The 21,168-nt window shown below is 67.5% G+C and carries 26 protein-coding genes; 12 read left to right on the top strand and 14 right to left on the bottom strand.

Annotated features, from left to right (window positions below; genetic code table 11):
- Position 1 precedes the first annotated feature (1 nt).
- A complete protein-coding gene (locus SNE35_RS25555) occupies positions 2–766 on the bottom strand; it encodes an IclR family transcriptional regulator (protein ID WP_320425865.1) in 765 nt (254 codons plus the stop codon).
- 177 nt (positions 767–943) lie between these two features.
- On the opposite strand from SNE35_RS25555, the gene SNE35_RS25550 reads away from it, so the two are divergent.
- From SNE35_RS25550 to SNE35_RS25510, 9 genes are all read left to right on the top strand, one after another.
- Positions 944–1,696 (top strand): SDR family oxidoreductase, encoded by a 753-nt coding sequence (locus SNE35_RS25550; RefSeq protein WP_320425864.1) that lies wholly within the window; start codon positions 944–946, stop codon positions 1,694–1,696.
- A 7-nt stretch (positions 1,697–1,703) separates the two neighbouring features.
- On the top strand, positions 1,704–2,546 hold the full coding sequence (locus SNE35_RS25545) for an amidohydrolase family protein (protein ID WP_320425863.1): 843 nt from the start codon (positions 1,704–1,706) through the stop codon (positions 2,544–2,546).
- Positions 2,543–4,051, top strand: a complete 1,509-nt coding sequence (locus SNE35_RS25540) for a sugar ABC transporter ATP-binding protein (RefSeq protein WP_320425862.1) — start codon at positions 2,543–2,545, stop codon at positions 4,049–4,051. The genes SNE35_RS25545 and SNE35_RS25540 overlap by 4 nt, the downstream gene beginning before the upstream one ends.
- A 16-nt stretch (positions 4,052–4,067) precedes the next feature.
- A complete protein-coding gene (locus SNE35_RS25535) occupies positions 4,068–5,084 on the top strand; it encodes an ABC transporter permease (RefSeq protein WP_431312792.1) in 1,017 nt (338 codons plus the stop codon).
- Between the two features lie 78 nt (positions 5,085–5,162).
- Positions 5,163–6,098 (top strand): ABC transporter substrate-binding protein, encoded by a 936-nt coding sequence (locus SNE35_RS25530; RefSeq protein WP_320425861.1) that lies wholly within the window; start codon positions 5,163–5,165, stop codon positions 6,096–6,098.
- A gap of 109 nt (positions 6,099–6,207) precedes the next feature.
- A complete protein-coding gene (locus tag SNE35_RS25525) occupies positions 6,208–7,062 on the top strand; it encodes an ureidoglycolate lyase (protein WP_320425860.1) in 855 nt (284 codons plus the stop codon).
- 13 nt (positions 7,063–7,075) lie between these two features.
- Complete coding sequence (locus SNE35_RS25520) at positions 7,076–8,356, top strand: L-fuconate dehydratase (protein WP_320425859.1); 1,281 nt, start codon at positions 7,076–7,078, stop codon at positions 8,354–8,356.
- Positions 8,357–8,362: 6 nt separating this feature from the next.
- Entirely contained in the window at positions 8,363–9,103 is a 741-nt protein-coding gene (locus SNE35_RS25515; protein ID WP_320425858.1) for an L-fucose dehydrogenase, read from the top strand.
- 93 nt (positions 9,104–9,196) lie between these two features.
- Positions 9,197–9,592 carry a DUF3597 domain-containing protein gene (locus tag SNE35_RS25510; protein ID WP_320425857.1) on the top strand — a complete coding sequence of 132 codons (396 nt, stop codon included), beginning with the start codon at positions 9,197–9,199 and terminating at the stop codon, positions 9,590–9,592.
- A gap of 10 nt (positions 9,593–9,602) precedes the next feature.
- Here SNE35_RS25510 and SNE35_RS25505 read toward each other — a convergent pair whose 3' ends face one another.
- The 5 genes from SNE35_RS25505 to coaD form a co-directional block, all read right to left on the bottom strand.
- Positions 9,603–10,346, bottom strand: coding sequence for a GntR family transcriptional regulator (locus SNE35_RS25505; RefSeq protein WP_320425856.1), 744 nt, complete (start codon positions 10,344–10,346; stop codon positions 9,603–9,605).
- Positions 10,321–11,094 carry an aspartate/glutamate racemase family protein gene (locus tag SNE35_RS25500; protein WP_320425855.1) on the bottom strand — a complete coding sequence of 258 codons (774 nt, stop codon included), beginning with the start codon at positions 11,092–11,094 and terminating at the stop codon, positions 10,321–10,323. Before SNE35_RS25500 ends, SNE35_RS25505 begins: the two co-directional genes overlap by 26 nt.
- A gap of 32 nt (positions 11,095–11,126) precedes the next feature.
- Positions 11,127–12,614, bottom strand: coding sequence for an NCS1 family nucleobase:cation symporter-1 (locus SNE35_RS25495; RefSeq protein ID WP_320425854.1), 1,488 nt, complete (start codon positions 12,612–12,614; stop codon positions 11,127–11,129).
- A 157-nt stretch (positions 12,615–12,771) separates the two neighbouring features.
- On the bottom strand, positions 12,772–13,038 hold the full coding sequence (locus SNE35_RS25490) for a YfhL family 4Fe-4S dicluster ferredoxin (RefSeq protein ID WP_320425853.1): 267 nt from the start codon (positions 13,036–13,038) through the stop codon (positions 12,772–12,774).
- A 4-nt stretch (positions 13,039–13,042) separates the two neighbouring features.
- Positions 13,043–13,543: a pantetheine-phosphate adenylyltransferase gene (gene coaD / locus SNE35_RS25485; RefSeq protein ID WP_320425852.1), complete on the bottom strand. Its 501-nt coding sequence runs from the start codon at positions 13,541–13,543 to the stop codon at positions 13,043–13,045.
- 121 nt (positions 13,544–13,664) lie between these two features.
- On the opposite strand from coaD, the gene SNE35_RS25480 reads away from it, so the two are divergent.
- Entirely contained in the window at positions 13,665–14,237 is a 573-nt protein-coding gene (locus SNE35_RS25480) for a CHRD domain-containing protein (protein WP_320425851.1), read from the top strand.
- On the opposite strand, the gene rsmD is transcribed toward SNE35_RS25480, so the two are convergent.
- From rsmD to SNE35_RS25440, 8 genes are all read right to left on the bottom strand, one after another.
- Positions 14,234–14,785, bottom strand: a complete 552-nt coding sequence (gene rsmD / locus SNE35_RS25475; protein ID WP_320425850.1) for a 16S rRNA (guanine(966)-N(2))-methyltransferase RsmD — start codon at positions 14,783–14,785, stop codon at positions 14,234–14,236. The two genes, SNE35_RS25480 and rsmD, sit on opposite strands and share 4 nt — an antisense overlap.
- Positions 14,782–15,543 carry an imidazole glycerol phosphate synthase subunit HisF gene (gene hisF / locus SNE35_RS25470; protein ID WP_320425849.1) on the bottom strand — a complete coding sequence of 254 codons (762 nt, stop codon included), beginning with the start codon at positions 15,541–15,543 and terminating at the stop codon, positions 14,782–14,784. The genes rsmD and hisF overlap by 4 nt, the downstream gene beginning before the upstream one ends.
- Before the next feature lie 10 nt (positions 15,544–15,553).
- The gene (gene hisA / locus SNE35_RS25465; RefSeq protein ID WP_320425848.1) at positions 15,554–16,297 is read right to left on the bottom strand and encodes a 1-(5-phosphoribosyl)-5-[(5-phosphoribosylamino)methylideneamino]imidazole-4-carboxamide isomerase; all 744 of its coding nucleotides are present in this window, start codon (positions 16,295–16,297) and stop codon (positions 15,554–15,556) included.
- A 73-nt stretch (positions 16,298–16,370) separates the two neighbouring features.
- Positions 16,371–17,024, bottom strand: a complete 654-nt coding sequence (hisH, locus tag SNE35_RS25460) for an imidazole glycerol phosphate synthase subunit HisH (protein WP_320425847.1) — start codon at positions 17,022–17,024, stop codon at positions 16,371–16,373.
- Between the two features lies 1 nt (position 17,025).
- Positions 17,026–17,649: an imidazoleglycerol-phosphate dehydratase HisB gene (hisB, locus tag SNE35_RS25455; protein WP_320425846.1), complete on the bottom strand. Its 624-nt coding sequence runs from the start codon at positions 17,647–17,649 to the stop codon at positions 17,026–17,028.
- Complete coding sequence (gene hisC / locus SNE35_RS25450) at positions 17,646–18,728, bottom strand: histidinol-phosphate transaminase (RefSeq protein ID WP_320425845.1); 1,083 nt, start codon at positions 18,726–18,728, stop codon at positions 17,646–17,648. Before hisC ends, hisB begins: the two co-directional genes overlap by 4 nt.
- Positions 18,728–19,168, bottom strand: a complete 441-nt coding sequence (locus SNE35_RS25445; protein WP_320425844.1) for a PIN domain-containing protein — start codon at positions 19,166–19,168, stop codon at positions 18,728–18,730. The genes hisC and SNE35_RS25445 overlap by 1 nt, the downstream gene beginning before the upstream one ends.
- Complete coding sequence (locus tag SNE35_RS25440; RefSeq protein WP_320425843.1) at positions 19,165–19,383, bottom strand: CopG family transcriptional regulator; 219 nt, start codon at positions 19,381–19,383, stop codon at positions 19,165–19,167. The genes SNE35_RS25445 and SNE35_RS25440 overlap by 4 nt, the downstream gene beginning before the upstream one ends.
- A 107-nt stretch (positions 19,384–19,490) precedes the next feature.
- On the opposite strand from SNE35_RS25440, the gene SNE35_RS25435 reads away from it, so the two are divergent.
- Both SNE35_RS25435 and SNE35_RS25430 read left to right on the top strand, forming a co-directional pair.
- Positions 19,491–20,660, top strand: coding sequence for a serine hydrolase domain-containing protein (locus SNE35_RS25435; protein WP_320425842.1), 1,170 nt, complete (start codon positions 19,491–19,493; stop codon positions 20,658–20,660).
- 19 nt (positions 20,661–20,679) lie between these two features.
- Positions 20,680–21,168, top strand: a complete 489-nt coding sequence (locus tag SNE35_RS25430) for a GNAT family N-acetyltransferase (RefSeq protein ID WP_320425841.1) — start codon at positions 20,680–20,682, stop codon at positions 21,166–21,168.

Raw genomic sequence — 21,168 nt, 5'->3', positions numbered from 1 at the left:
ATCAACCATTGACGCCGAGTCCGCGCGCCGCTTCCTTGAGCAGGTCGCAGGCGCGTTGCAGGTCGGGGCCGATGTGGCGATCGATGCGGCGCACATAGGGGCTGGTGAGCACGGCCATGGCCTCGTCATAAGGGTCCATCACCGGGATCGAGATGTCGGTGACGCCCCAGGCCTGCTTGCTCTCGCCGAGCCACAGACCCGAGCGGCGCACTTCTTCCAGCATCGCGTCGAGTTCGTCGCGCTCGATCGGCACCTCGCCGTCCAGTGCCACGTGGGCGGCCAGCATCTCCGAGCGGTGCTGCGGCGTCTGGAAGGCCAGCACGGCGTGGCCAGAGCCGGTGTCGATCAGGCTCACCCGCGCACCGAGCGGGATCGACATGCCCCAGTTGCCGGGGCTGGGCGTCTGCGCGATGACGGTCAGGTTGCCGCGGTCGTAGATGCTCAGGTGGCAGCTCTGCTCGGCCGCCTTGGCATAGGCATCCATCAGCGGCTGCGCGCGGGCGACGAGCCGGTCCACCGGCGGATGGCGGTGACCCAGCACATAGAGCTTCAGGCTCAGCGAATAACGGTCTCCCTCGACGGAGCGCAGCACATACTCGCGGGCCACCAGCCGCTCCAGCATCCGGTAGATCTCGCTGGGGCTGCGGCCCATCGCCTTGACGATTTCGGCGCGCGTGAGGCCATGCGGCTGCGCGGCCAGCAGTTCGAGGATGTCGAGGCCTTTGTCGAGGGCGGGGGCGCGGTAGCGGTCGGCTTCCGAGGTCATGGGGCGAGGAACCAGTTTTCTAGAGCAGCCCCGGCACCATACCGGAAGCCCCGGTGAGCACCTCCCAAGGGTTAGTCCCAGGGGCACGTCCCTCGAATTGGCATAAATTATTCTCCTATGAACATTTAGTTCATACATGAATACAGCGCCGACGCGAGCGCCCATGGAGACAAGCGAATGAGACTGCAAGGCAAGACCGTGCTGATCACGGCGGCGGGCCAGGGCATCGGCCGTGCAAGCGCCCTCGCCTGCGCCCGCGAAGGCGCCCGCGTGATCGCGACCGACATCAACCCGACCACGCTCGCCACCTTGCGCGAGGAGGCGCAGGCCATCGAGACCGCGCTGCTGGACGTGCGCGATAGCGAGGCCGTGCGTCGCTTCGCCGCCACGTTGCCGCCGCTGACTGGCCTGTTCAACTGCGCCGGCTTCGTCCACCACGGCGGCATCCTCGAATGCGAGGAGGCGGACTGGGACTTCAGCTTCGACCTGAACGTCAAGTCCATGTACCGCGTGATCCGCGCGACGCTGCCGGCGATGCTGGAGCAGATGAAGGCCTCGGGCCAGGCGGCGTCCATCGTCAACATGGCCTCGATGGCGTCATCGCTGAAAGGCTTCACCAACCGCTTCGTCTACGGCGCCAGCAAGGCCGCTGTGATCGGCATGACCAAGGCCATCGCGGCCGACTACGCCAAGCTCGGCCTGCGCTGCAATGCGCTGTGCCCCGGCACGGTGGACACGCCCTCGCTGCGCGGCCGCATCGCCGCCGCGGCGGACCCGGTGCAGGCGGAGAAGGACTTCATCGCCCGTCAGCCGATGGGGCGCCTCGCCACCGTGGACGACATCGCGCCACAGGTGGTCTTCCTGCTCAGCGACGAATCGAAGTTCGTCACCGGGCAGGCCGTGGTGGTGGACGGTGGCGTTCTGATCTGATCCCGCCATGCAGCGCATCGACGCGCATCAGCATTTCTGGCGGCTGGACCGGGGGGACTACGGCTGGCTGACGGCGGAGCTCGCGCCGCTGTACCGCGACTTCGCGCCCGGCGATCTGCAGCCGCTGCTGCAACGGCACGGCGTCGCGCAGACGGTGCTCGTGCAAGCCGCCGACAGCACGGCCGAAACCGACTTCATGCTGGAACTCGCCGCCAGCCACGACTGGATCGGCGGTGTCGTCGGCTGGGTGGACATCAGCGACCGCGCCTCGATCGCCACCCTGGAGCGCTGGGCCCGTGAGCATCCGAAGTTCAAGGGCGTGCGCCCGATGCTGCAGGACCTGCCGGAAGACGACTGGATCGCCACCCGCCCGCACGCCGACGTGATGGCCTGCATCGCCGCGCTGGGCCTGCGCCTGGACGCGCTGGTGCTGCCCCGCCAGCTGGAGCCGCTGCTGCATTTCGTGCGCCGCCACCCCACCCTGCCCGTCGTCATCGACCATGCGGCCAAGCCGCGGCTCGACGAAGGCTGGAGTGCCGTCTGGGCCCATGCCTGGCGACGCGACATGGCGGCACTGGCCGCGCATCCGAACCTGATGTGCAAATTCTCCGGCCTGCTGACCGAGACGCGCAGCAGCGAGCCGCTGCCGCTGATCCGCCCGGCCTGGGAGGACCTGCTGCGCTGGTTCGGCCCGCAGCGCCTGGTGTGGGGCAGCGACTGGCCGGTGCTGAACCTGGCTGCCGACTACGGGCGCTGGGTCGCGCTGTCGGATTCACTGCTTGGTGACTTGAACGCTGCCGACCAGCAGCGCGTCCTGCACGACAACGCACGGGAGTTCTACACCCTATGAACGCTCCGTTGATCGAGATGCGCGGCATCACGAAGGCCTTCGCCGGCGTCAAGGCGGTGGACGGCGCGCAGTTCGAATTGCGCGCCGGCGAGGTCCATGCGCTGATGGGCGAGAACGGCGCGGGCAAGTCCACCTTGATGAAGCTGCTGTCGGGCATCTACGCCAAGGACGCCGGCGAGATCCTGATGGACGGCCGGCCGATCGAGGTGCGCAGCCCGCGCGAGGCGCAAGGGCTGGGCATCGGCATCGTCCATCAGGAGCTCAACCTGATGAACCACCTGAGCGCGGCGCAGAACATCTTCATCGGCCGCGAGCCGCGCAAGTGGGGCGGCTTCTTCATCGATGCGCCGAAGCTCGATGCGATGGCCCGCGAGATCTTCCAGCGCATGAAGCTGCGCATCGAGCCCACGGACCGCGTCGGCGAGCTGACCGTCGCCCGGCAGCAGCTCGTGGAGATCGCCAAGGCGCTGTCCTTCGACTCGAAGGTACTGATCCTCGACGAGCCCACCGCCGCGCTGAACAACGCCGAGGTGGCCGACCTGTTCGCCATCATCCGGCAGCTGCGCGAGCAGGGCGTGGGCATCGTCTACATCTCGCACAAGATGGACGAGCTGCAGCAGATCGCCGACCGCATCACCGTGATGCGCGACAGCCGCTATGTGGCCACCGTGCCGATGGCCGCGACCAGCATGGGCCAGATCATCTCGATGATGGTCGGCCGCGACCTGAACGAGGCGCCGGCCGAGCCGCCCGACACCTCGGCCAACCCGGTCGTGCTGGAGGCCCGCGGGCTGACGCGCGGCCGCGCGCTGCGCGACGTGTCCTTCACCCTGCGGCGCGGCGAGATCCTCGGCTTCGCCGGCCTGATGGGCGCCGGCCGCACCGAGACCGCGCGGGCCGTGTTCGGCGCCGATCCGGTCGAGGCCGGCGAGATCCTGGTGCACGGCAAGACGGTGAAGATCCGCTCGCCGCGCGACGCGGTGCGGCTCGGCATCGGTTACCTGTCGGAAGACCGCAAGCAGTTCGGCCTCGCCACCGGGCTCGATGTGCAGAGCAATATCGGCCTGGCCGGCATGAAGCGCTTCCTCGACTTCGGCGGCCTCTTCGTCAACCGACGCCGGCTGCGCATCGTGGCCGAGGGCTTCGTCAAGCAGCTGGCGATCAAGACGCCTTCGGTCGCCCAGCAGGTGCGCCTGCTCTCGGGCGGCAACCAGCAGAAGGTGGTCATCGCGAAGTGGATCCTGCGCGACTGCGAAGTGCTGTTCTTCGACGAGCCGACACGCGGCATCGACGTCGGCGCCAAGAGCGAGATCTACCGCCTGCTCGACGCGCTGGCCGCCGAGGGCAAGGCCATCGTGATGATCTCCAGCGAACTGCCCGAGGTGCTGCGCATGAGCCACCGCATCCTGGTGATGTGCGAGGGTCGCGTCACCGGTGAACTGCCCGGCCGCGGCGCCACGCAGGAACAGATCATGGCGCTGGCCACGCAGCGCATGGCCGCATGAGATGAAGGACAAGAGCATGACGACGACGATCACCGAGACCGCCGTGGAGCCCAGGCCCATGACGAAGAAGTCCTTCCTGAATCCGGCCGCGCGCCAGAAGCTGCTCGCCTTCGCGAGCCTGCTGATCCTGATGGTGTACTTCTCGTTCGCGTCCGAGAACTTCCTGCAGATGGACAACATCGTCGCCATCCTGCAGGCCACCGCCGTCAACGGCGTGCTGGCCATCGCCTGCACCTTCGTCATCATCTCGGCCGGCATCGATCTCTCGGTCGGCACGATGATGACCTTCTGCGCCGTGATGGCCGGCGTGGTGCTGACCTATCACGGCCTGCCGCTGGCGCTGGGCGTGCTCGGGGCGATCTTCTTCGGCGCGCTGTGCGGCTTCGTCAACGGGGTGATCATCGCCAAGCTGAAGGTGCCGCCCTTCATCGCGACGCTGGGCATGATGATGGTGCTCAAGGGCCTGTCGCTGGTGATCTCGGGCACCAAGCCGATCTACTTCAACGACACGCCCGGCTTCACCGCGATCTCGCAGGATTCGCTGATCGGCGAGCTGATCCCGGCGCTGCCGCTGCCCAACGCGGTGCTGATCTTCTTCATCGTGGCGGTGCTGGCCGCGGTGGTGCTGAACAGCTCGATCGTCGGCCGCTACACCTTCGCGCTGGGCAGCAACGAGGAGGCGGTGCGGCTCTCCGGCGTCAACGTGGTGTTCTGGAAGATCGTCGTCTACACGCTGTCCGGCGCGATCTGCGGCATCGCGGGCCTGCTGATCGCCTCGCGGCTGAACTCGGCGCAGCCGGCGCTGGGCCAGGGCTACGAGCTGGACGCGATCGCGGCGGTGGTGATCGGCGGCACGTCCCTTTCCGGCGGCGCGGGCACCATCCTCGGCACCATCATCGGCGCCTTCATCATGAGCGTGCTGACCAACGGCCTGCGCATCCTCTCGGTCGCGCAGGAATGGCAGACGGTGCTGACCGGCGTGATCATCGTGCTGGCCGTCTACACCGACATCCTGCGCAAGGGCAAATCCTGATCCTTCCCCATTCGCGCTGTCTGCGACCGCTCCGGACGGCATCCGGCTTCTTCCTCAAATAACCAACCGGAGACTTCGATGAACAAGCGCAATCTGCTGAAACTCTCGCTGGCCGTGGGCCTGGCCCTGGCCGGCAACGCCTACGCGCAGGACACCTACATCCCGCTGATCTCCAAGGGCTTCCAGCACCAGTTCTGGCAGGCGGTGAAACAGGGCGCCGAGCAGGCCGCGACGCAGTACAAGGTCAAGGTCACCTTCGAGGGCCCGGAGACCGAGGCGATGGTCGACAAGCAGATCGACATGCTGTCCGCCGCGCTGGCCAAGAAGCCCGCCGCCATCGGCTTCGCCGCGCTGGACAGCCAGGCCGCGACGCCGCTCTTGAAGAAGGCCCAGGCCGCCAAGATCCCGGTGATCGCCTTCGACTCGGGCGTGGACAGCGACGTGCCGCTGACGACGGCGACGACCGACAACAAGGCCGCCGCGGCCCTGGCTGCCGACAAGATGGCCGGCCTGATCGGCAGCGAGGGCGAGGTGGCGCTGGTGGTGCACGACCAGACCAGCCGCACCGGCATCGACCGCCGCGACGGCTTCGTCAACCAGATCAAGGCCAAGTACCCCAAGATCAAGATCGTCGACATCCAATACGGCGCCGGCGACCAACTGAAGTCCACCGAGATCACCAAGTCCATCCTGCAGGCGCACCCGAAGCTCAAGGGCATCTTCGGCGCCAACGAGGGCTCGGCGATCGGCGTCGTCAACGGCGCGCGCGAAGCCAAGCGGCAGATCGTCATCATCGGCTACGACTCGGGCAAGCAGCAGAAGGACGCGATCATGAGCGGCGCCATGGCCGGCGCGATCACGCAGAACCCGGTCGGCATCGGCTTCAAGACGGTGGAAGCCGCCGTCAAGGCCCTGAAGGGCGAGAAGCTGCCCAAGGTGATCGACACCGGCTTCTACTGGTACGACAAGACCAACATCACCGATCCGAAGATCGCGGCGGTGCTGTACGACTGATCCCCGTCTGTTGTTGGAGTTCACCTTCGTTCACTCCAACCTACGGCTCCTTCGTAGGTTGGCGGTGAGCGCAGCGAACCCCGACACAGCCTCCACCACAAGGACTTGAATGAAACTTCTTCGCTACGGCCCCAAGGGGCAGGAAAAGCCCGGCATCCTCGATGCCGACGGGCGTGTGCGTGACCTCAGCGCCCGGGTGCGCGACATCGCCGGCGAGGTGCTGACGCCGGCCTGGCTCGATCAGCTCCGCGGCATCGACATCAGCAGCCTGCCGCTGGTGTCCGGCACGCCGCAGCAGGATCTGCGCATCGGCCCCTGCGTCGGCAGCGTCGGCAAGTTCATCTGCATCGGCCTGAACTACGCGGACCACGCGGCCGAGTCCGGCATGCCGGTGCCCAGCGAGCCGGTCGTGTTCAGCAAATGGACCAGCGCGATCTGCGGGCCCGACGACGAGGTGGAGATCCCGCGCGGCTCGGTCAAGACCGACTGGGAGGTGGAGCTGGGCATCGTCATCGGCCAGGGCGGACGCTACATCGCGCCCGAGGACGCGATGAAGCATGTGGCCGGCTACTGCGTGATCAACGACGTGTCCGAGCGCGAGTACCAGCTGGAGCGCGGCACGCAGTGGGACAAGGGCAAGGGCTGCGACACCTTCGGCCCGATCGGCCCCTGGATGGTGACGGCCGACGAGATCGCCGATCCGCAGCAGCTCGACCTGTGGCTCGAAGTGGACGGCAAGCGCTTCCAAAACGGCAACACGCGCACGATGGTGTTCGGTGTGCGTGAACTGGTCAGTTACCTGAGCCGCTTCATGAGCCTGCAACCGGGCGACCTGATCTCCACCGGCACGCCGCCGGGCGTGGGCCTCGGCATGAAGCCTCCCGTCTACCTGCGCGCCGGCCAGACGATGCGCCTGGGTATCCAGGGCCTGGGTGTGCAGACACAGAAGACCGTGCAAGCCTGACGACGAGAGACGCATGACCAAGATCACTTCGATGCGCGTCCATGACGTGCGCTTCCCGACCTCCGAGCACCTCGACGGCTCGGACGCGATGAACCCCGACCCGGACTACTCGGCCGCCTACGTGGTGCTGGGCACCGACACGCCGGGCCTCGAAGGCCACGGCCTCACCTTCACGATCGGCCGCGGCAACGACATCTGCTGCGCGGCGATCCGGGCGATGGAGCATCTGGTCGTCGGCCTCGATCTGGACTGGATCGCCGCCGACATGGGCCGCTTCTGGCGCCACGTCACCAGCGACAGCCAGTTGCGCTGGATCGGGCCGGACAAGGGTGCAATCCACCTGGCAACCGGCGCCGTCGTCAACGCGGCCTGGGATCTGTGGGCCAAGTCCGCGGGCAAGCCGGTGTGGCGCCTGGTGGCCGAAATGAGCCCGGCGGAGCTGGTGCGCTGCATCGACTTCCGCTACATCACCGACTGCATCACGCCCGAGGAGGCGCTGGCCTTCCTCACCGAGCGAGCCGAAGGCAAGGCCCAGCGCCTGGCCGACCTGCTGGCCAACGGCTACCCGAGCTACACGACCTCGGCCGGCTGGCTGGGCTACCCGGACGACAAGCTGCGGCGCCTGGCGCAGGAGGCGGTGGACGCCGGCTTCAACCACATCAAGCTGAAGGTGGGCCGCGACCTGCAGGACGACGTGCGCCGCCTGCGCATCGCCCGCGAGGTGCTGGGCCCGGACCGCAACCTGATGATCGACGCCAACCAGGTTTGGGACGTGAACCAGGCGATCGAGTGGCTGGGCCATCTCGCCTTCGCCAAGCCCTGGTTCATCGAGGAGCCGACCTCGCCCGACGACGTGGCCGGCCACCGCAAGATCCGCCAGGCGATGAAGGGCCACATGCAGGTCGCCACCGGCGAGATGTGCCAGAACCGCATCATGTTCAAGCAGCTGATCATGGAAGGCGCGATCGACGTCGTGCAGATCGACTCCTGCCGCCTGGGTGGCGTCAACGAGGTGCTGGCCGTGATGCTGATGGCCGCCAAGTACGGGCTCAAGGTCTGCCCGCACGCCGGCGGCGTGGGCCTGTGCGAGTACGTGCAGCACCTGTCGATGATCGACTACCTGTGCATCGCCGGCACCAAGGAAGGCCGCGTGATCGAGTACGTGGACCACCTGCACGAGCACTTCGTCGATCCCTGCGTGATCCGCGGCGCGGCCTACATGCCGCCCGAGCGGCCCGGCTACTCGATCGAGATGAAGCCGGCGTCGATCGAGCGCTACGAGTTCAGGGGCTGAGCCTCGATGGATCTGCACCTGAAGGACAAGGTGGTCATCGTCACCGGCGGCGCCGCGGGCATCGGCGCGGCGATCGTGCACGGGCTGGTGGAGGAAGGCGCGCGGCCGGTGGTGCTGGACCGGCAGCTCGCGGAGGGCGTTGAGTCGCACAAACTCGACCTCACGGACGAGGCGGCCTGCACTGCCGCCGTGCAGGCCACGCTGGCCAAGCACGGCCGCATCGACGGCCTGGTCAACAACGCCGGCGTCAACGACGGCGTGGACCTGGCCGCCGGCCGTGCCGCCTTCATGCGTTCGCTGGAGGCCAACCTGATCCACTGCTACGTGCTGGCCCATCTGTGCCAGGACGCGCTGAAGGCCTCGCGCGGTGCGATCGTCAACATCGCCTCCAAGACCGCGCTGACCGGCCAGGGCCGCACCAGCGGCTACGTCGCCGCCAAGGGCGCGCTGCTGGGGCTGACGCGCGAGTGGGCCGCCGCGCTGGCGGGCGACGGCGTGCGCGTCAACGCCGTGCTGCCGGCCGAGGTCATGACGCCGATGTACCAGAGCTGGCTGCAGACCCTGCCCGAGCCGGCGCAGGCGCTGCAGCGCATCACCGGCCGCATCCCGCTGGGCCACCGGATGACGCGGGACACGGAGATCGCCGACACCGTGCTGTTCCTGCTCTCCGACCGCTCATCACACACCACCGGCCAGTGGCTGCATCCCGACGGCGGCTACGTACACCTAGACCGTGGGCTGAGCTAGGCCAAAGCTGCCGAATGGCCGTGCTACAAGGCGGTCCGCGTCGCGATCTCGTCGCGCGCGATGCCTCGTAGTAACCCAGCTGGAGTACCCCGCATGAGCTTTTTCGGCAAGATTTTTTCCAAGATTTTCCCCTCGGCCAACGCCGCTGAAATCGTCGCCGCGCCGCCTGTTGCTGCGCCTGCCGCAACGGCTGCCGCTGCACCCGCCGCCGTGGCAGCGCCGGCGCCCATTGCCCTCGGCGATGTGACACCGATCCTCGACGCGATGCCCGGCGCCAGCGGGCTCAACTGGCGGACCTCGATCGTGGATCTGCTCAAGCTCGTCGGCCTGGACAGCAGCCTGGCCGCCCGCAAGGAACTGGCCCAGGAGTTCACCTACGCGGGCAGCGACGAGCCCGGCTCGGCCGCATGGAACATCTGGCTGCACCGCCAGGTGATGACCCGCATCGCGGCCAACGGCGGCACCGTGCCCGCCGAGCTGCGCGACTGATCAGTCGCGGCTAGGCCAGCAGCGCCTTCACCAGGTCCAGCTGCCGGTCCACCTTCTCGGAGCCCAGCTCCAGGCTCTGCTCGATGCGGCTGAGGTGATCGCACATCGAGCTCACCGCCGCATCGACCTGACCGGCGCGGCAGAGCTTCAGGAAATCGGCATGCTCGTCCGACGAGCAGTGCGGGTCGTTGGACGAGTGGTACAGCATCGCGATCAGCGAGCTGCGCGCGACCAACTCCCGCACCAGCTCGGCCAAGGTGTCGTTGCCGGCCGCCTGGGCCAGCGCGACGTGGAAATCACCGAGCAGGCGCTCGCGCACGGAGCCGCTGGTCGTCGTCACGCTCTGGTTCAGCGTGCTGCGCTCGAAGCGGATGTGCTGCTCCAGCGTCTGGTAGTCCGCGGCCTTGGCGTTGGCGATGAACAGGCGCACGACCTCGCTCTCCAGCACGCGGCGCACGGCGAAGACCTCGCGCGCGTCCTTCACCGAGGGCTGGCAGACAAAGGCGCCCTTGTCCGGGATGATCTCGATCAGCTTGTCCTTGGACAGGGTCAGCAGGGCCGCGCGCACCTTGGTGCGGCTGACCGAATAGACGCGGCCCAGCGCCTCCTCGCGCAGCCAGGTGCCGGGCGGCAGGCGCTTCTCGACGATGGCGGTGGCGATGTCGCGGGCAATGCTGTCGATCGAGGCCGTTCCGGCGGCTGCTGGCGCGGCGGCGGTGTCCTCGTCTTCAGCGGATTTCTTCGTGCGGGGCATGGCCGGAATTGTCGCCGAGCGCGAAACCCGCCAGCGCACCGGTGTAAGGCTTGGGCACCGGCCGCGCCAGCTCACCACGCTTGCTGGTGCGCAGGCCCAGCGTCACCAGCGACTCGGCCAGCTGCGTGGCCGCCGCCACACCGTCGATCACCGGCACGCCCAGCAGGTGCGACAGGTGCTCGCACAGGTCGGCCATGCCGGCGCAGCCGAGCACGATGACGTCCGAACCGTCCTCGTCCAGCGCGCGCCTGCACTCGGCGGCGATGCGCTCGCGTGCCTGGGAGCCCGGCTCTTCCAGCTCCAGCACCGGCAGCTCGCAGGCGCGCACCCGGGCGCAGAAGCGGTCCATGCCATAGGCCTCGGCCAGATGCTCGGCCTGCCCGATCGTGCGGGCCAAGGTGGTGACGACGCTGAAGCGCGTGCCGATCATGCTGGCCAAGTGCATCGCGGCCTCGGCGATCCCGATCACCGGGCCGCGGGCGAGCTCGCGGGCGGCCTTCAGCCCGGGATCGCCGAAGCAGGCGATCACGTAGGCGTCGATGCCTTCCTCGCGTTCGCCCTTGGCGATCTCCTGCAGCAGCCCCGGCACGGCCAGCGCCTCGTCGTAGTGGCTCTCGATGGACACGGGGCCCATCGCGGGGCTGACGGCGACGATCTCGGTGCCGGGCCGCGCGACGGCGCGGGCGCAGGCACCGATCTTGTCGGTCATGCTCTGCGTCGTGTTGGGGTTGATGATCTTGATGCGCATACTGCTTGGCGACGTTTGTGTTTACTTGCGGTTCATTTGCGATTCAGGGCGGCGTAGATGACCAGCCCCAGGCCCATGCCGATGAACCAGGCGTAGTTGGCCGCGCCGTGCAGCGCCGGCACCAGCACACACAGCACCGGCACGACAGCGGCCGGCACCAGTGCCTGGATCGCCTTGGGGTTGTAGCCGCCCTGGTACCAGTACTCGCCCTGCTCGCTCATCGTGTAGAGCGCATCGACGTCGATCTTCTGCTTGCGCACGAAGTAGTAGTCGGCGATCAGGATGCCGAACAGCGGGCCGATGAAGGAACCCAGGATGTCCAGCGTGTAGTGGATGACCTCGGGGCTGTTGTAGAGGTTCCAGGGCGTGAGGAACACCGAGCCGACGGCGGCGATCATGCCGCCGGTGCGCCAGGAGATCTTCTGTGGATTGACGTTGGAGAAGTCGAAGGCCGGCGACACGAAGTTGGCGACGATGTTGATGCCGATCGTCGCGATCATGAAGGTCAGCGCGCCCAGCACGACGGCGGTGGTGCTGTCGATCTTGCCGACGGTGTGCACCGGGTCGGTGATCAGCTCGCCGAACACCGGCAGCGTGGCGGCGGTGGTGATCACCGTCAGCAGCGAGAAGAACACGAAGTTGATCGGCAGGCCCCAGAGGTTGCCCTTCTTCACCGCCTCGAAGCTCTTGCCGTAGCGGGAGAAATCGCCGAAGTTCAGCATCGGGCCGCTGAAGTAGCTGACGACCAGCGCGATCGCCGAGATCATCACCGGCAGCGCGTCCCAGCCCTGGAACTTCACACCGCCCAGGTTCAGGTCGATATTGCTCCAGCCGGCCTGGGCCACCAGGTAGCCGCACAGCACCGCCATCACGACGTAGACGGCCGGACCCGCCCAGTCGATGAACTTGCGGATCGCCTCCATGCCGCGCCAGAAGACGATGGCCTGCAGCACCCACATGAACATGAAGGCTGCCCAGCCCAGTGTGGAGAGGCCGACGAAGCCGTGCTGCTGCACGTCCGCATAGGGCGCGAGCGACGGCGCCGCACGCAGCGCCAGCACCATGAAGGCGGCCGAGGCCAGGTAGGTCTGCACGCCGTACCAGGCCACGGCGATCAGCCCGCGGATGATCGCCGGGATGTTGGCGCCCAGCACGCCGAAGGGCGCGCGGCAGACGACCGGATAGGGCACACCCGTCACCTGGCTCGGCTTGGCCACCAGGTTGCAGAAGAACTGCACGATGACGATGCCCACCAGCAGCGAGACCAGCACCTGCCAGCTGGAGAGGCCCAGCGCGAACAGGCTGCCCGCGGTGATGTAGCCGCCGACGCTGTGCACGTCGGACATCCAGAACGCGAAGATGTTGTACGCGCCCCAGGTCTGCTGGCGCAGCGGCGCGAGGTCCTCATTGGTCAGCCGCGGGTGGTAGCCGGGCTTGATCAGCGCGTTCGACGACGCGGCGTGCCCGTGCGGGGCCTCGGGTTGCGCGACGGCGGATGCCGTGCTGGCGACTGTGCTCATGGATCGTCCTCTGTGGTTGAGGGTTGGCGATTTATGAATCCATCTTTTGTATACAAAGATAGAACACAAAATGCCGGCACGCCAGCCCATTCCACTCGGGACAAACCCGCTAGAGCAATCGCTAGGGTTGATCCGCCCGAACGGGCGGACGGAAGGTTCAGGCCGCTTTGGCCGCCTTAGTCGCAGTCAGGCGCAGGTACTTGCCCATCAGAGTCTCCCGACTCTCGACGTGGTCCGGATTGACGGGGATGCAAGCCACCGGGCACAGCGCCACGCACTGGGGCTCGTCATGGTGGCCGACGCATTCGGTGCACTTGTCCGGCGCGATCTGGTAGTACTCGGGACCCATCGAGATGGCGTCGTTCGGGCACTCGGGCTCGCAGACGTCGCAGTTGATGCATTCGTCGGTGATCATCAAAGCCATGGCTTCAGCCCTCGTCCTTCACTCGTTCCTTCAGGCGTTGAAGGACGGACTCTGACACGAACTGGGAGACATCACCGCCCAGGCGGGCAATCTCGCGCACGAAGGTGCTGGAGATGAACTGGTACTGCTCGGACGGCGTCAGGAACAGGGTCTCGACCTCGGGCATCAGCTTGCGGTTCATGCCGGCCATCTGGAATTCGTATTCGAAATCGCTGACCGCGCGCAGGCCGCGCACCACCACCCGCGCACCGTGCTCGACGATGAAGTCGCGCAGCAGGCCGCTGAACGGGATCACCTCGATGTTCGAACTGCCGGCGAACAGGCCCTGGGCCATCGCCAGCCGCTCCTCGATCGAGAACATCGTCTTCTTGTGATGGCCCACGGCCACCGCCACGATCAGCCGCCCGAACAGGCCACTGGCACGGCGCACCAGGTCTTCGTGGCCCAAGGTCATCGGGTCGAAGGTACCGGGGTAGACGGCGGTGGGGGCGGGCGTGATCGTCAATTCGGGCTCCTGCGGCGAGTGGCGGATTATCCGTCGAGGCCGGCGATGAACCTTCCCGCCCGGCAAGGGTACTCACGGCGTTCGATCGTCCGACGAACGCCCACCCCGAAGGAGACAGCGCATGAAGAAGCTTTCGATCCTGTTTGCCGCCACCCTGCTCGCCGCCGGCCCGGCCCTGGCCCATACGGTCGTCTACACCGCCAACCTGTCGTCGATCCTGCCGGGCTCGAACGGCAGCGGCTCGGCCACGGTGACGGTCGACTACGACCTGGGCACGATGGACGTCGAGGCCTCGTTCAGCGGCCTTACCGGCACGGTCACCGCCTCGCACATCCACTGCTGCACGGTGGATGCCGGCGTGACCCCGGCCGGCGTGGCGACGACGACGCCGACCTTCCCCGGCTTCCCGAGCGGCGTCACCAGCGGTACCTACAGCCACCAGTTCAACCTGCTGGACGCCAGCAGCTACAACCCGGCCTTCATCACCGCCAATACCAACATCAACGGTGCCTACGCGGCGTTGGGCGTGGGCTTGGACACCGACCACGCCTACTTCAACATCCACACGACGGCCGCACCCGGCGGCGAGATCCAGGGCTTCCTGGTGGCGCAGGCCGTGCCCGAGGCCAGCACCAGCCTGATGCTGGCCGTGGGCCTGCTGGGCGTCGCGGGCTGGATGCGCCGTCGGCGTTAAGCGGTTTCCGCTTTGCGAAGCAGCTGGAAGTGCACGGCACCGGCGCGGCCGGACTTCCAGCGTTCCAGGCCCAGTTCGGCCGGCGGCTCGATCAGCTCCGGCGCTTCCAGGTAGATCAGCCCGCCCGGCACCAGCAGCGGCAGCGCGGCGCGCAAGGCGGGTTCGAACAGGTTCTGGCCGAACGGCGGATCGAGCAGCACGAGCTCGAACGAGGCCGGCGCGGCGCGGCGCATCCAGGCCAGCGCGTCGGCCGGCTCGATGGCCAGGTTCTCAGCCTTCAGGCGCACGGCGCTGGCCTTCAGGCTGCGAGCCAGTTCGCCGTCGCGTTCCAGCAGGGTCACGCGCTCGGCGCCGCGCGAGGCGGCCTCGAAGCCCAGCGCGCCGCTGCCGGCGAAGGCATCCAGCACGCGCCAGCCGCTCAAGTCCTGGCCGAGCCAGTTGAACAGCGTCTCGCGCACGCGATCGGGTGTCGGGCGCAGGCCCGGCCTGTCGGCGACCGGGAGCTTGGAGCGCTTCCACTGGCCGCCGATGATCCTGACTTCACTCATTGGCGGACTGGGATTCCCCGCTGCGCCATCAGTGCCTTCGCCTCGCCCACCGTGTGCTCACCGTAGTGGAAGATGCTGGCAGCCAGCACCGCATCGGCGCCACCCTTCTGCACGCCATCGGCCAGGTCGTCCAGCGAACCGACGCCGCCGGAGGCGATCACCGGCACACTGATCGCGTCGCTGACCGCGCGGGTCAGCGCCAGGTCGAAGCCGCTCTTGGTGCCATCGCGGTCCATGCTGGTCAGCAGGATCTCGCCGGCGCCGTACTGGGCCATCTTGACGGCCCATTCGACGGCGTCGAGACCGACGTTCTTGCGACCGCCGTGGGTGTAGACGTCCCAGCCCGAACCATCCGCGCGGCGCTTGGCGTCGATCGCGACGACGATGCACTGCGCACCGTACTTGTCCGACGCGGCGCGGATCACGTCCGGGTTCGCCACCGCTGCCGAGTTGAAGCTGACCTTGTCGGCGCCGGCATTCAGCAGCCGCCGCACGTCGCTCACCTCGCGCACGCCGCCGCCCACCGTCAGCGGGATGAACACCTGCGAAGCCACCGCCTCGATGATCGGCAGGATCAGGTCGCGGCCGTCGGAGGTGGCGGTGATGTCGAGGAAGGTCAGCTCGTCGGCGCCCTGCTCGTTGTAGCGGGCGGCGATCTCGACCGGGTCGCCGGCGTCGCGCAGTTCGGTGAAGTTGATGCCCTTGACGACCCGGCCGCCGGTGACGTCCAGGCAGGGAATGATGCGTTTGGCGAGCATGGAGAAAGAGTTATCGGCCGTTCAGCTCGTCGGCGCGCGCCTGCGCGGCGGCAAGGTCCAGGTCGCCGGTGTAGATGGCGCGGCCGCAGATGACGCCTTCGACGCCTTCGCTCTCGACGGCGCACAGCGCCTCGATGTCGGCCATATTGGACAGGCCGCCGGAGGCGATCACCGGGATGCTCAGCGCGCGTGCCAGCTTCACGGTGGCCTCGATGTTGATGCCGGTAAGCATGCCGTCGCGGCCGATGTCGGTGTAGATCACGCCCTCGATGCCGTAGCCCTCGAACTTCTGCGCCAGGTCCACCACCTCGTGCCCGGTCAGTTTGCTCCAGCCGTCGGTGGCGACCTTGCCGTCCTTGGCGTCGAGGCCGACGAGGATGTGGCCGCCGAAGGCCGTGGCCGCGTCCTGCAGGAAGCCCGGGTTCTTCACCGCGGCGGTGCCGACGATGATGAACGAGAGGCCGTCGTCCAGGTAGCGCTCGATCGTGTCGAGGTCGCGGATGCCGCCGCCCAGCTGCACGGGAATCTCGCCGCCCACCTCGCGCAGGATCGCCTTGATCGCCGACTCGTTGACCGGCTTGCCGGCGAAGGCGCCGTTCAGGTCCACCAGGTGCAGCCGTCTGGCGCCGGCATCGACCCAGCGCCGCGCCATCTCGGCCGGGTCTTCTCCGAAGGTGGTGGACTCGTTCATGTCGCCTTGTTTCAGGCGGACGCAGCGACCGTCTTTCAGGTCAATGGCAGGGATCAGCAGCATGGCCGAAGGGGGTCAGTCGAAGGAGGGGGTTAGGGAAGAGGAAAGTGGCACGCGCACACCTTGAGATGAGGCCTCAAGGCTTCCAATGCAGGAAGTTTCGATACAGGGCAAGGCCCAGCGCTGCACTTTTCTCGGGGTGGAATTGGGTAGCAAAAATGTTATCCCGGGCCACCGCACAGGTAAAGCGCTGGCCGTAGTCGGTTTCGCCGGCGCTGTGGCGCGAGTCCGACGGTGCGGCGTAGAAGCTGTGCACGAAGTAGAACCAGGATTCGTCGGGCACGCCGGCCCACACCGGGTGCGGAACGGTCTGGGCCACGCGGTTCCAGCCCATCTGCGGCACCTTGTAGCGGCTGCCGTCGGGCTGCAGCTGCCCGTCGAGCTGGAAGCGCTTCACGCGGCCGGGAATGAGGCCCAGGCCCGGCGTGTCCTGCTCGTCGCTGTGATCCAGCAGCATCTGCATGCCGACGCAGACACCCATCAGCGGCTTGTTCGCCGCGGCGTCGAGCACGGCCTCTTTCATGCCAGAGTCGGCCAGCTCGCGCATGCAATCGCGCATCGCGCCCTGGCCGGGCAGCACGACCCGCTCTGCCCGGAAGACGTCTTCCGCCTTCGAGGTGATGACAACGTCCACGTCGGTATCGGCCGCCGCATGGATCACCGCCTGCGAGACCGAGCGCAGATTGCCCATGCCGTAGTCGACGACCGCGACGGTGCGCTTCGTGCTCATGTCAGAGACTTCCCTTTGTCGACGGAATGACGCCCAGGCTGCGCGGGTCCAAGGTCATCGCCATCCGCAGCGCGCGACCGAAGGCCTTGAACATGGTCTCGGCCTGGTGATGGGCATTGTGGCCCTTCAGGTTGTCCACGTGCAGGCTCACCAGCGCATGGTTGACGAAGCCCTGGAAGAACTCGTAGGTCAGCTGCGTGTCGAAGGCGCCGATGCTGCCGGAGGTGAACTTGCAGTCCATCTCCAGGCCCGGGCGGCCCGAGAAGTCGATGACGACGCGCGACAACGCTTCGTCCAGCGGCACGTAGGCGTGGCCGTAGCGGGTCAGGCCCTTCTTGTCGCCAACGGCCTGGGCGACGGCCATGCCCAGCGTGATGCCGACGTCTTCTACCGTGTGGTGGCCGTCGATGTGCAGGTCGCCCTTGGCCTCGATCTCCAGGTCGATCAGGCCGTGGCGGGCGATCTGGTCCAGCATGTGGTCGAAGAAGCCGATGCCGGTGTTCAGCTTGGCTTCGCCGCTGCCGTCGAGATTGACGCGGACGCGGATCTGCGTCTCCTTGGTGTTGCGGCTGACTTCGGCAATACGGGCAGAGACGGGGGCAAGAACAGGGGCGGGGGCGTTCATAGACTTGCTTCCAGGGCGGCCAGCATGGCCGTGTTTTCATCGGCGCTGCCGATCGTGATGCGCAGGCAGTTGGCCAGCGCCGGGTGCGCGGCCGACGAGTTCTTGACCAGCACGCCGCGGGCCTTCATCGCCGCGAAGGTCTTCGCAGCATCGGCGACCCGCGCCAGGATCATATTGCCCTGGCTCGGATACGGCTCGATGCCGGGCATGGCCCGCAGCGCGGCGAACACGCGCTCGCGCTGGGCGCGCAGTTCGGCCGCCTGGGCGTCGTACACGTCCACATGCTCCAGCGCGAACATGCCGGCCTCGGCATTCAGTACGCTGACGTTGAACGGCGGGCGCACCTTGTCCACCTCGTGGATCAGAGCCTCGTTGCCGATCAGGTAGCCGATGCGCACGCCGGCCAGGCCGAACTTGCTCATCGTGCGCATGATCAGCACGTGCGGATGGCGCTGCATCAGCGCCATCGAGTCCGAGTCGGCGAAGGGCTGGTAGGCCTCGTCCATCACGACCAGGCCCGGCGCGGCGCGGACGATCTGCTCGATCACCGCGGCATCCCACAGGTTGCCGGTGGGATTGTTCGGGTAGGACAGGTAGATGATCGCCGGCCGATGTTCCTTGATGGCTTCCAGCATCGCGGGGCCGTCCAGCTCGAAATCCGCGCGCAGCGGCACGCCGACGAAGCGCTGGCCCTGGTAGCGGGCGGAGATCTCGTACATGACGAAGGTCGGCGTCGGCGCCAGCACCACGGTGCCGGGCTTCGCGCAGGCCATGCCGAGCATCGTGATCAATTCGTCGGAACCGTTGCCCAAGGTGATCGCACAACCCTGGGGCATGCCGGCATGCCGGGCCAGCGCGGCCGCGAGGCGTTGCGTGCCTTCGGCCGGATAGCGGTTGATCGCTACCGCGCCGAGCCGCTCGCCCAGCTTGCGCTGCAGCTCGGCGGACAGGCGGAACGGGTTCTCCATCACGTCCAGCTTGACCATGCCCTCGGCCGATTGCACCGGGTAGGCATGGGTGGCGCGGACGTCGTCGCGGAAGCAGGCGAGGCCTTGCTCGATTCTTTCTTTCTCGTCCATCAGGCGGCTCCAGGCGCGGCGAAGAGGGGATTGAAGATGCGGACGCTGTCGTAGACGGTGTCGTGCGGCAGGTCCAGGCTCAGCAGCAGGGTGCAGCCCTGCGCCTTGGCGGCGGCGACGATCAGCGCGTCCGTGTAGCCGAGGCCGAAGCGGCTCTCGATGGACCAGGCGCTCTCGACCGTCGCATGGTCGATCGGCCAGGGATTCCAGCGCTGGTAGCGGCGCACCTCGGCGCGGGCATCGCCGTTGGGCATGGCCGGCATGATCCGCGTCGTCACCTGGGCATAGAAGTCGTTCAGTACCTGGGTGGACAACCGCCCCGTGCGCTCGGCCCACAGCGTGCGCAGCCAGGTCAGCACCTGTTCACGCTGCTCGGGGTGGGCGCCGTCCTCGCTGAGGATCAGCACCGAGGTGTCGACGAAGACCGGCTCGGCGCTCACGCCTCACCCCGCTTGGGATAGGCGTTGCCGCCCGAGGCCCAGCTTCGTTCGCGGTGCAGCCAGTCCTGCATCGCGCGCTCGTAGGCATCGTCGCTGCGCATCTTCTCGGCCAGCATCTCGCCGACCAGCCGCGAGACGCTGGTATTGCGGCGCGCCGCCTCCAGCCGGGCCCACTCGGCCACGCTGTCTTCCATCGAGATGGTGACGTTCTTCATAACATCCAATTTAACACGAAGTTCGTGTTACACGAACTTCGTGTGTTATCAAACCTGATATGAAAGTGATGACAAGGCGGCCGACCGACCACCCACAATCGGCGGCCATGAAGCTCAAGCTCTCTCTTCTCGCCGCCCTGCTGCTGGCCGCCTGCTCAACGTCTCCCCCTCTGCCGCGCCAGCTGCCACCCGCCCCGCTCGCCGAGGCCGACCGCGCGGTGCAGTCGATGATCGACGCGCACCAGATGCCCGGCGGCGCGCTGTGGATCGAGCAACTCGGCGTGGGCAACTACCACCGCGCCTACGGCCAGCGTGCCATCGAACCTCAGCCCGAGCCGCTGGACGAGCAGACGATCTTCGACGCCGCATCACTGACCAAGGTCGTCGTCACTTCGACCTTGGTCCAGGTGCTGCGCCAGCAGGGCAAGCTCGACGTCGAGGCGCCGCTCGGCCGCTACCTGCCCGAATGCACGGCGCTCGCCGGCATCACCGTGCGCCAGCTGCTGACGCACAGCTCCGGCCTGCAGCCCGACCTGCCGGGCAACGGCGACCAGATCAAGAACGGCCCCTGGCACGGCATCGCCGACGCGCTGCGCCTCGCCTGCGCACTGCCGCCCGAGGCTGCGCCGGCCGCGCAATTCAAGTACTCGGACCTGAACTTCGTGCTGCTGGGCGTCATCGTCGCCCGTCAGTCCGGCGAACCGTTGGAGGACTTCGCGCAGCACGCGCTGTTCGAGCCGCTGGGCATGAAGGACAGCGGCTACCTCCCGCTGCGCCGCTTCCCCGCCGCCCGCATCGCACCGACCGAGAAGCAGCCGGACGGCACCATGCTGCGCGGCGTCGTCCACGACCCGACCGCCCGCACGATGGGCGGCGTCGCCGGCCATGCCGGCCTCTTCACGACCACGGCCGACCTGGCCCGCTTCGCCCGCATGCTGTTGAACGACGGCGTGGCCGACGATGGCCGCCGCCTGCTGAGCCATGAGAGCGTCGCGCTGCTGACCACGCCCCAGTCGCCCGCCGGCCTGCCGGTGCGCGCCATGGGCTGGGACATCGACACGCCCTTCTCCCGCCCGCGCGGCGAGCTCTACCCGAAGGGCAAGAGCTTCGGCCACACCGGCTTCACGGGCTGCGCGTTCTGGCTCGACCCGGGCAGCAAGAGCTTCTACGTCCTGCTGGCTAACCGGGTGCACCCGCGCGGGCCGACGAACACGCTGCCGCTGTATGGGCAACTGGGCACGATCGCGGCGAAAGCGGCGGGCTTGAGCGCTCCCTGACGAAGCCACAATGGCGCGCATGAGACTGCGCGACATCGATCCCCTCAACGACTCCGAGATCACGCTCGTCGCCGAGCGGATGCGGGCGACGCTGATGGAGGTCGAGGGCGACGGCCTCTACACGATGGAATGGCTGGTCGACCGGGTCCGCTGGCATCTCGACGGGGCACGGCAGGCTCGCGTCGTGCTGGGCATCGATGATGCCGGAGGCGTTGCCGGGCACACGATCTTTCGTGTTGAGCAAGATGAGCAGGGCCAGCCCTTCGGCCTCGTCTCGACCAGCTACGTATTGCCGGCGGCTCGGAGGCTGGGCTTCGCCAGCGCATTCCTGCAGGAAGCCGAACGGTGGTTCCGCGAGCGGCAACTGCCGCTGGCCGCGACCTGGACCTCGTCAACGAACACGCCGCTGATCGCGCTCTACGCACGGCACAGCTTCGCCGAGGATCAGCGCGGGCCGAACGATCTGACGGGAACGATGATGGTCAGGCTGGCGAAGCGCCTCGCCTGA

The sequence above is a fragment of the Roseateles agri genome, assembly GCF_034043675.1.
Lineage (GTDB): Bacteria > Pseudomonadota > Gammaproteobacteria > Burkholderiales > Burkholderiaceae_C > KK5.
The sequence above is the reverse complement of the archived record's forward strand: the minus strand, read 5'-3'. Positions and strand labels throughout refer to the sequence as shown.

Excerpts from the sequence above, each read along its gene's own strand:
- SNE35_RS25555 (WP_320425865.1), bottom strand. The coding sequence starts at position 766 with ATGACCTCGGAAGCCGACCGCTACCGCGCCCCCGCCCTCGACAAAGGC.
- SNE35_RS25550 (WP_320425864.1), top strand. The coding sequence starts at position 944 with ATGAGACTGCAAGGCAAGACCGTGCTGATCACGGCGGCGGGCCAGGGC.
- SNE35_RS25545 (WP_320425863.1), top strand. The coding sequence starts at position 1,704 with ATGCAGCGCATCGACGCGCATCAGCATTTCTGGCGGCTGGACCGGGGG.
- SNE35_RS25540 (WP_320425862.1), top strand. The coding sequence starts at position 2,543 with ATGAACGCTCCGTTGATCGAGATGCGCGGCATCACGAAGGCCTTCGCC.
- SNE35_RS25535 (WP_431312792.1), top strand. The coding sequence starts at position 4,068 with ATGACGACGACGATCACCGAGACCGCCGTGGAGCCCAGGCCCATGACG.
- SNE35_RS25530 (WP_320425861.1), top strand. The coding sequence starts at position 5,163 with ATGAACAAGCGCAATCTGCTGAAACTCTCGCTGGCCGTGGGCCTGGCC.
- SNE35_RS25525 (WP_320425860.1), top strand. The coding sequence starts at position 6,208 with ATGAAACTTCTTCGCTACGGCCCCAAGGGGCAGGAAAAGCCCGGCATC.
- SNE35_RS25520 (WP_320425859.1), top strand. The coding sequence starts at position 7,076 with ATGACCAAGATCACTTCGATGCGCGTCCATGACGTGCGCTTCCCGACC.
- SNE35_RS25515 (WP_320425858.1), top strand. The coding sequence starts at position 8,363 with ATGGATCTGCACCTGAAGGACAAGGTGGTCATCGTCACCGGCGGCGCC.
- SNE35_RS25510 (WP_320425857.1), top strand. The coding sequence starts at position 9,197 with ATGAGCTTTTTCGGCAAGATTTTTTCCAAGATTTTCCCCTCGGCCAAC.
- SNE35_RS25505 (WP_320425856.1), bottom strand. The coding sequence starts at position 10,346 with ATGCCCCGCACGAAGAAATCCGCTGAAGACGAGGACACCGCCGCCGCG.
- SNE35_RS25500 (WP_320425855.1), bottom strand. The coding sequence starts at position 11,094 with ATGCGCATCAAGATCATCAACCCCAACACGACGCAGAGCATGACCGAC.
- SNE35_RS25495 (WP_320425854.1), bottom strand. The coding sequence starts at position 12,614 with ATGAGCACAGTCGCCAGCACGGCATCCGCCGTCGCGCAACCCGAGGCC.
- SNE35_RS25490 (WP_320425853.1), bottom strand. The coding sequence starts at position 13,038 with ATGGCTTTGATGATCACCGACGAATGCATCAACTGCGACGTCTGCGAG.
- SNE35_RS25480 (WP_320425851.1), top strand. The coding sequence starts at position 13,665 with ATGAAGAAGCTTTCGATCCTGTTTGCCGCCACCCTGCTCGCCGCCGGC.
- rsmD (WP_320425850.1), bottom strand. The coding sequence starts at position 14,785 with ATGAGTGAAGTCAGGATCATCGGCGGCCAGTGGAAGCGCTCCAAGCTC.
- hisF (WP_320425849.1), bottom strand. The coding sequence starts at position 15,543 with ATGCTCGCCAAACGCATCATTCCCTGCCTGGACGTCACCGGCGGCCGG.
- hisA (WP_320425848.1), bottom strand. The coding sequence starts at position 16,297 with ATGCTGCTGATCCCTGCCATTGACCTGAAAGACGGTCGCTGCGTCCGC.
- hisH (WP_320425847.1), bottom strand. The coding sequence starts at position 17,024 with ATGAGCACGAAGCGCACCGTCGCGGTCGTCGACTACGGCATGGGCAAT.
- hisB (WP_320425846.1), bottom strand. The coding sequence starts at position 17,649 with ATGAACGCCCCCGCCCCTGTTCTTGCCCCCGTCTCTGCCCGTATTGCC.
- hisC (WP_320425845.1), bottom strand. The coding sequence starts at position 18,728 with ATGGACGAGAAAGAAAGAATCGAGCAAGGCCTCGCCTGCTTCCGCGAC.
- SNE35_RS25440 (WP_320425843.1), bottom strand. The coding sequence starts at position 19,383 with ATGAAGAACGTCACCATCTCGATGGAAGACAGCGTGGCCGAGTGGGCC.
- SNE35_RS25435 (WP_320425842.1), top strand. The coding sequence starts at position 19,491 with ATGAAGCTCAAGCTCTCTCTTCTCGCCGCCCTGCTGCTGGCCGCCTGC.
- SNE35_RS25430 (WP_320425841.1), top strand. The coding sequence starts at position 20,680 with ATGAGACTGCGCGACATCGATCCCCTCAACGACTCCGAGATCACGCTC.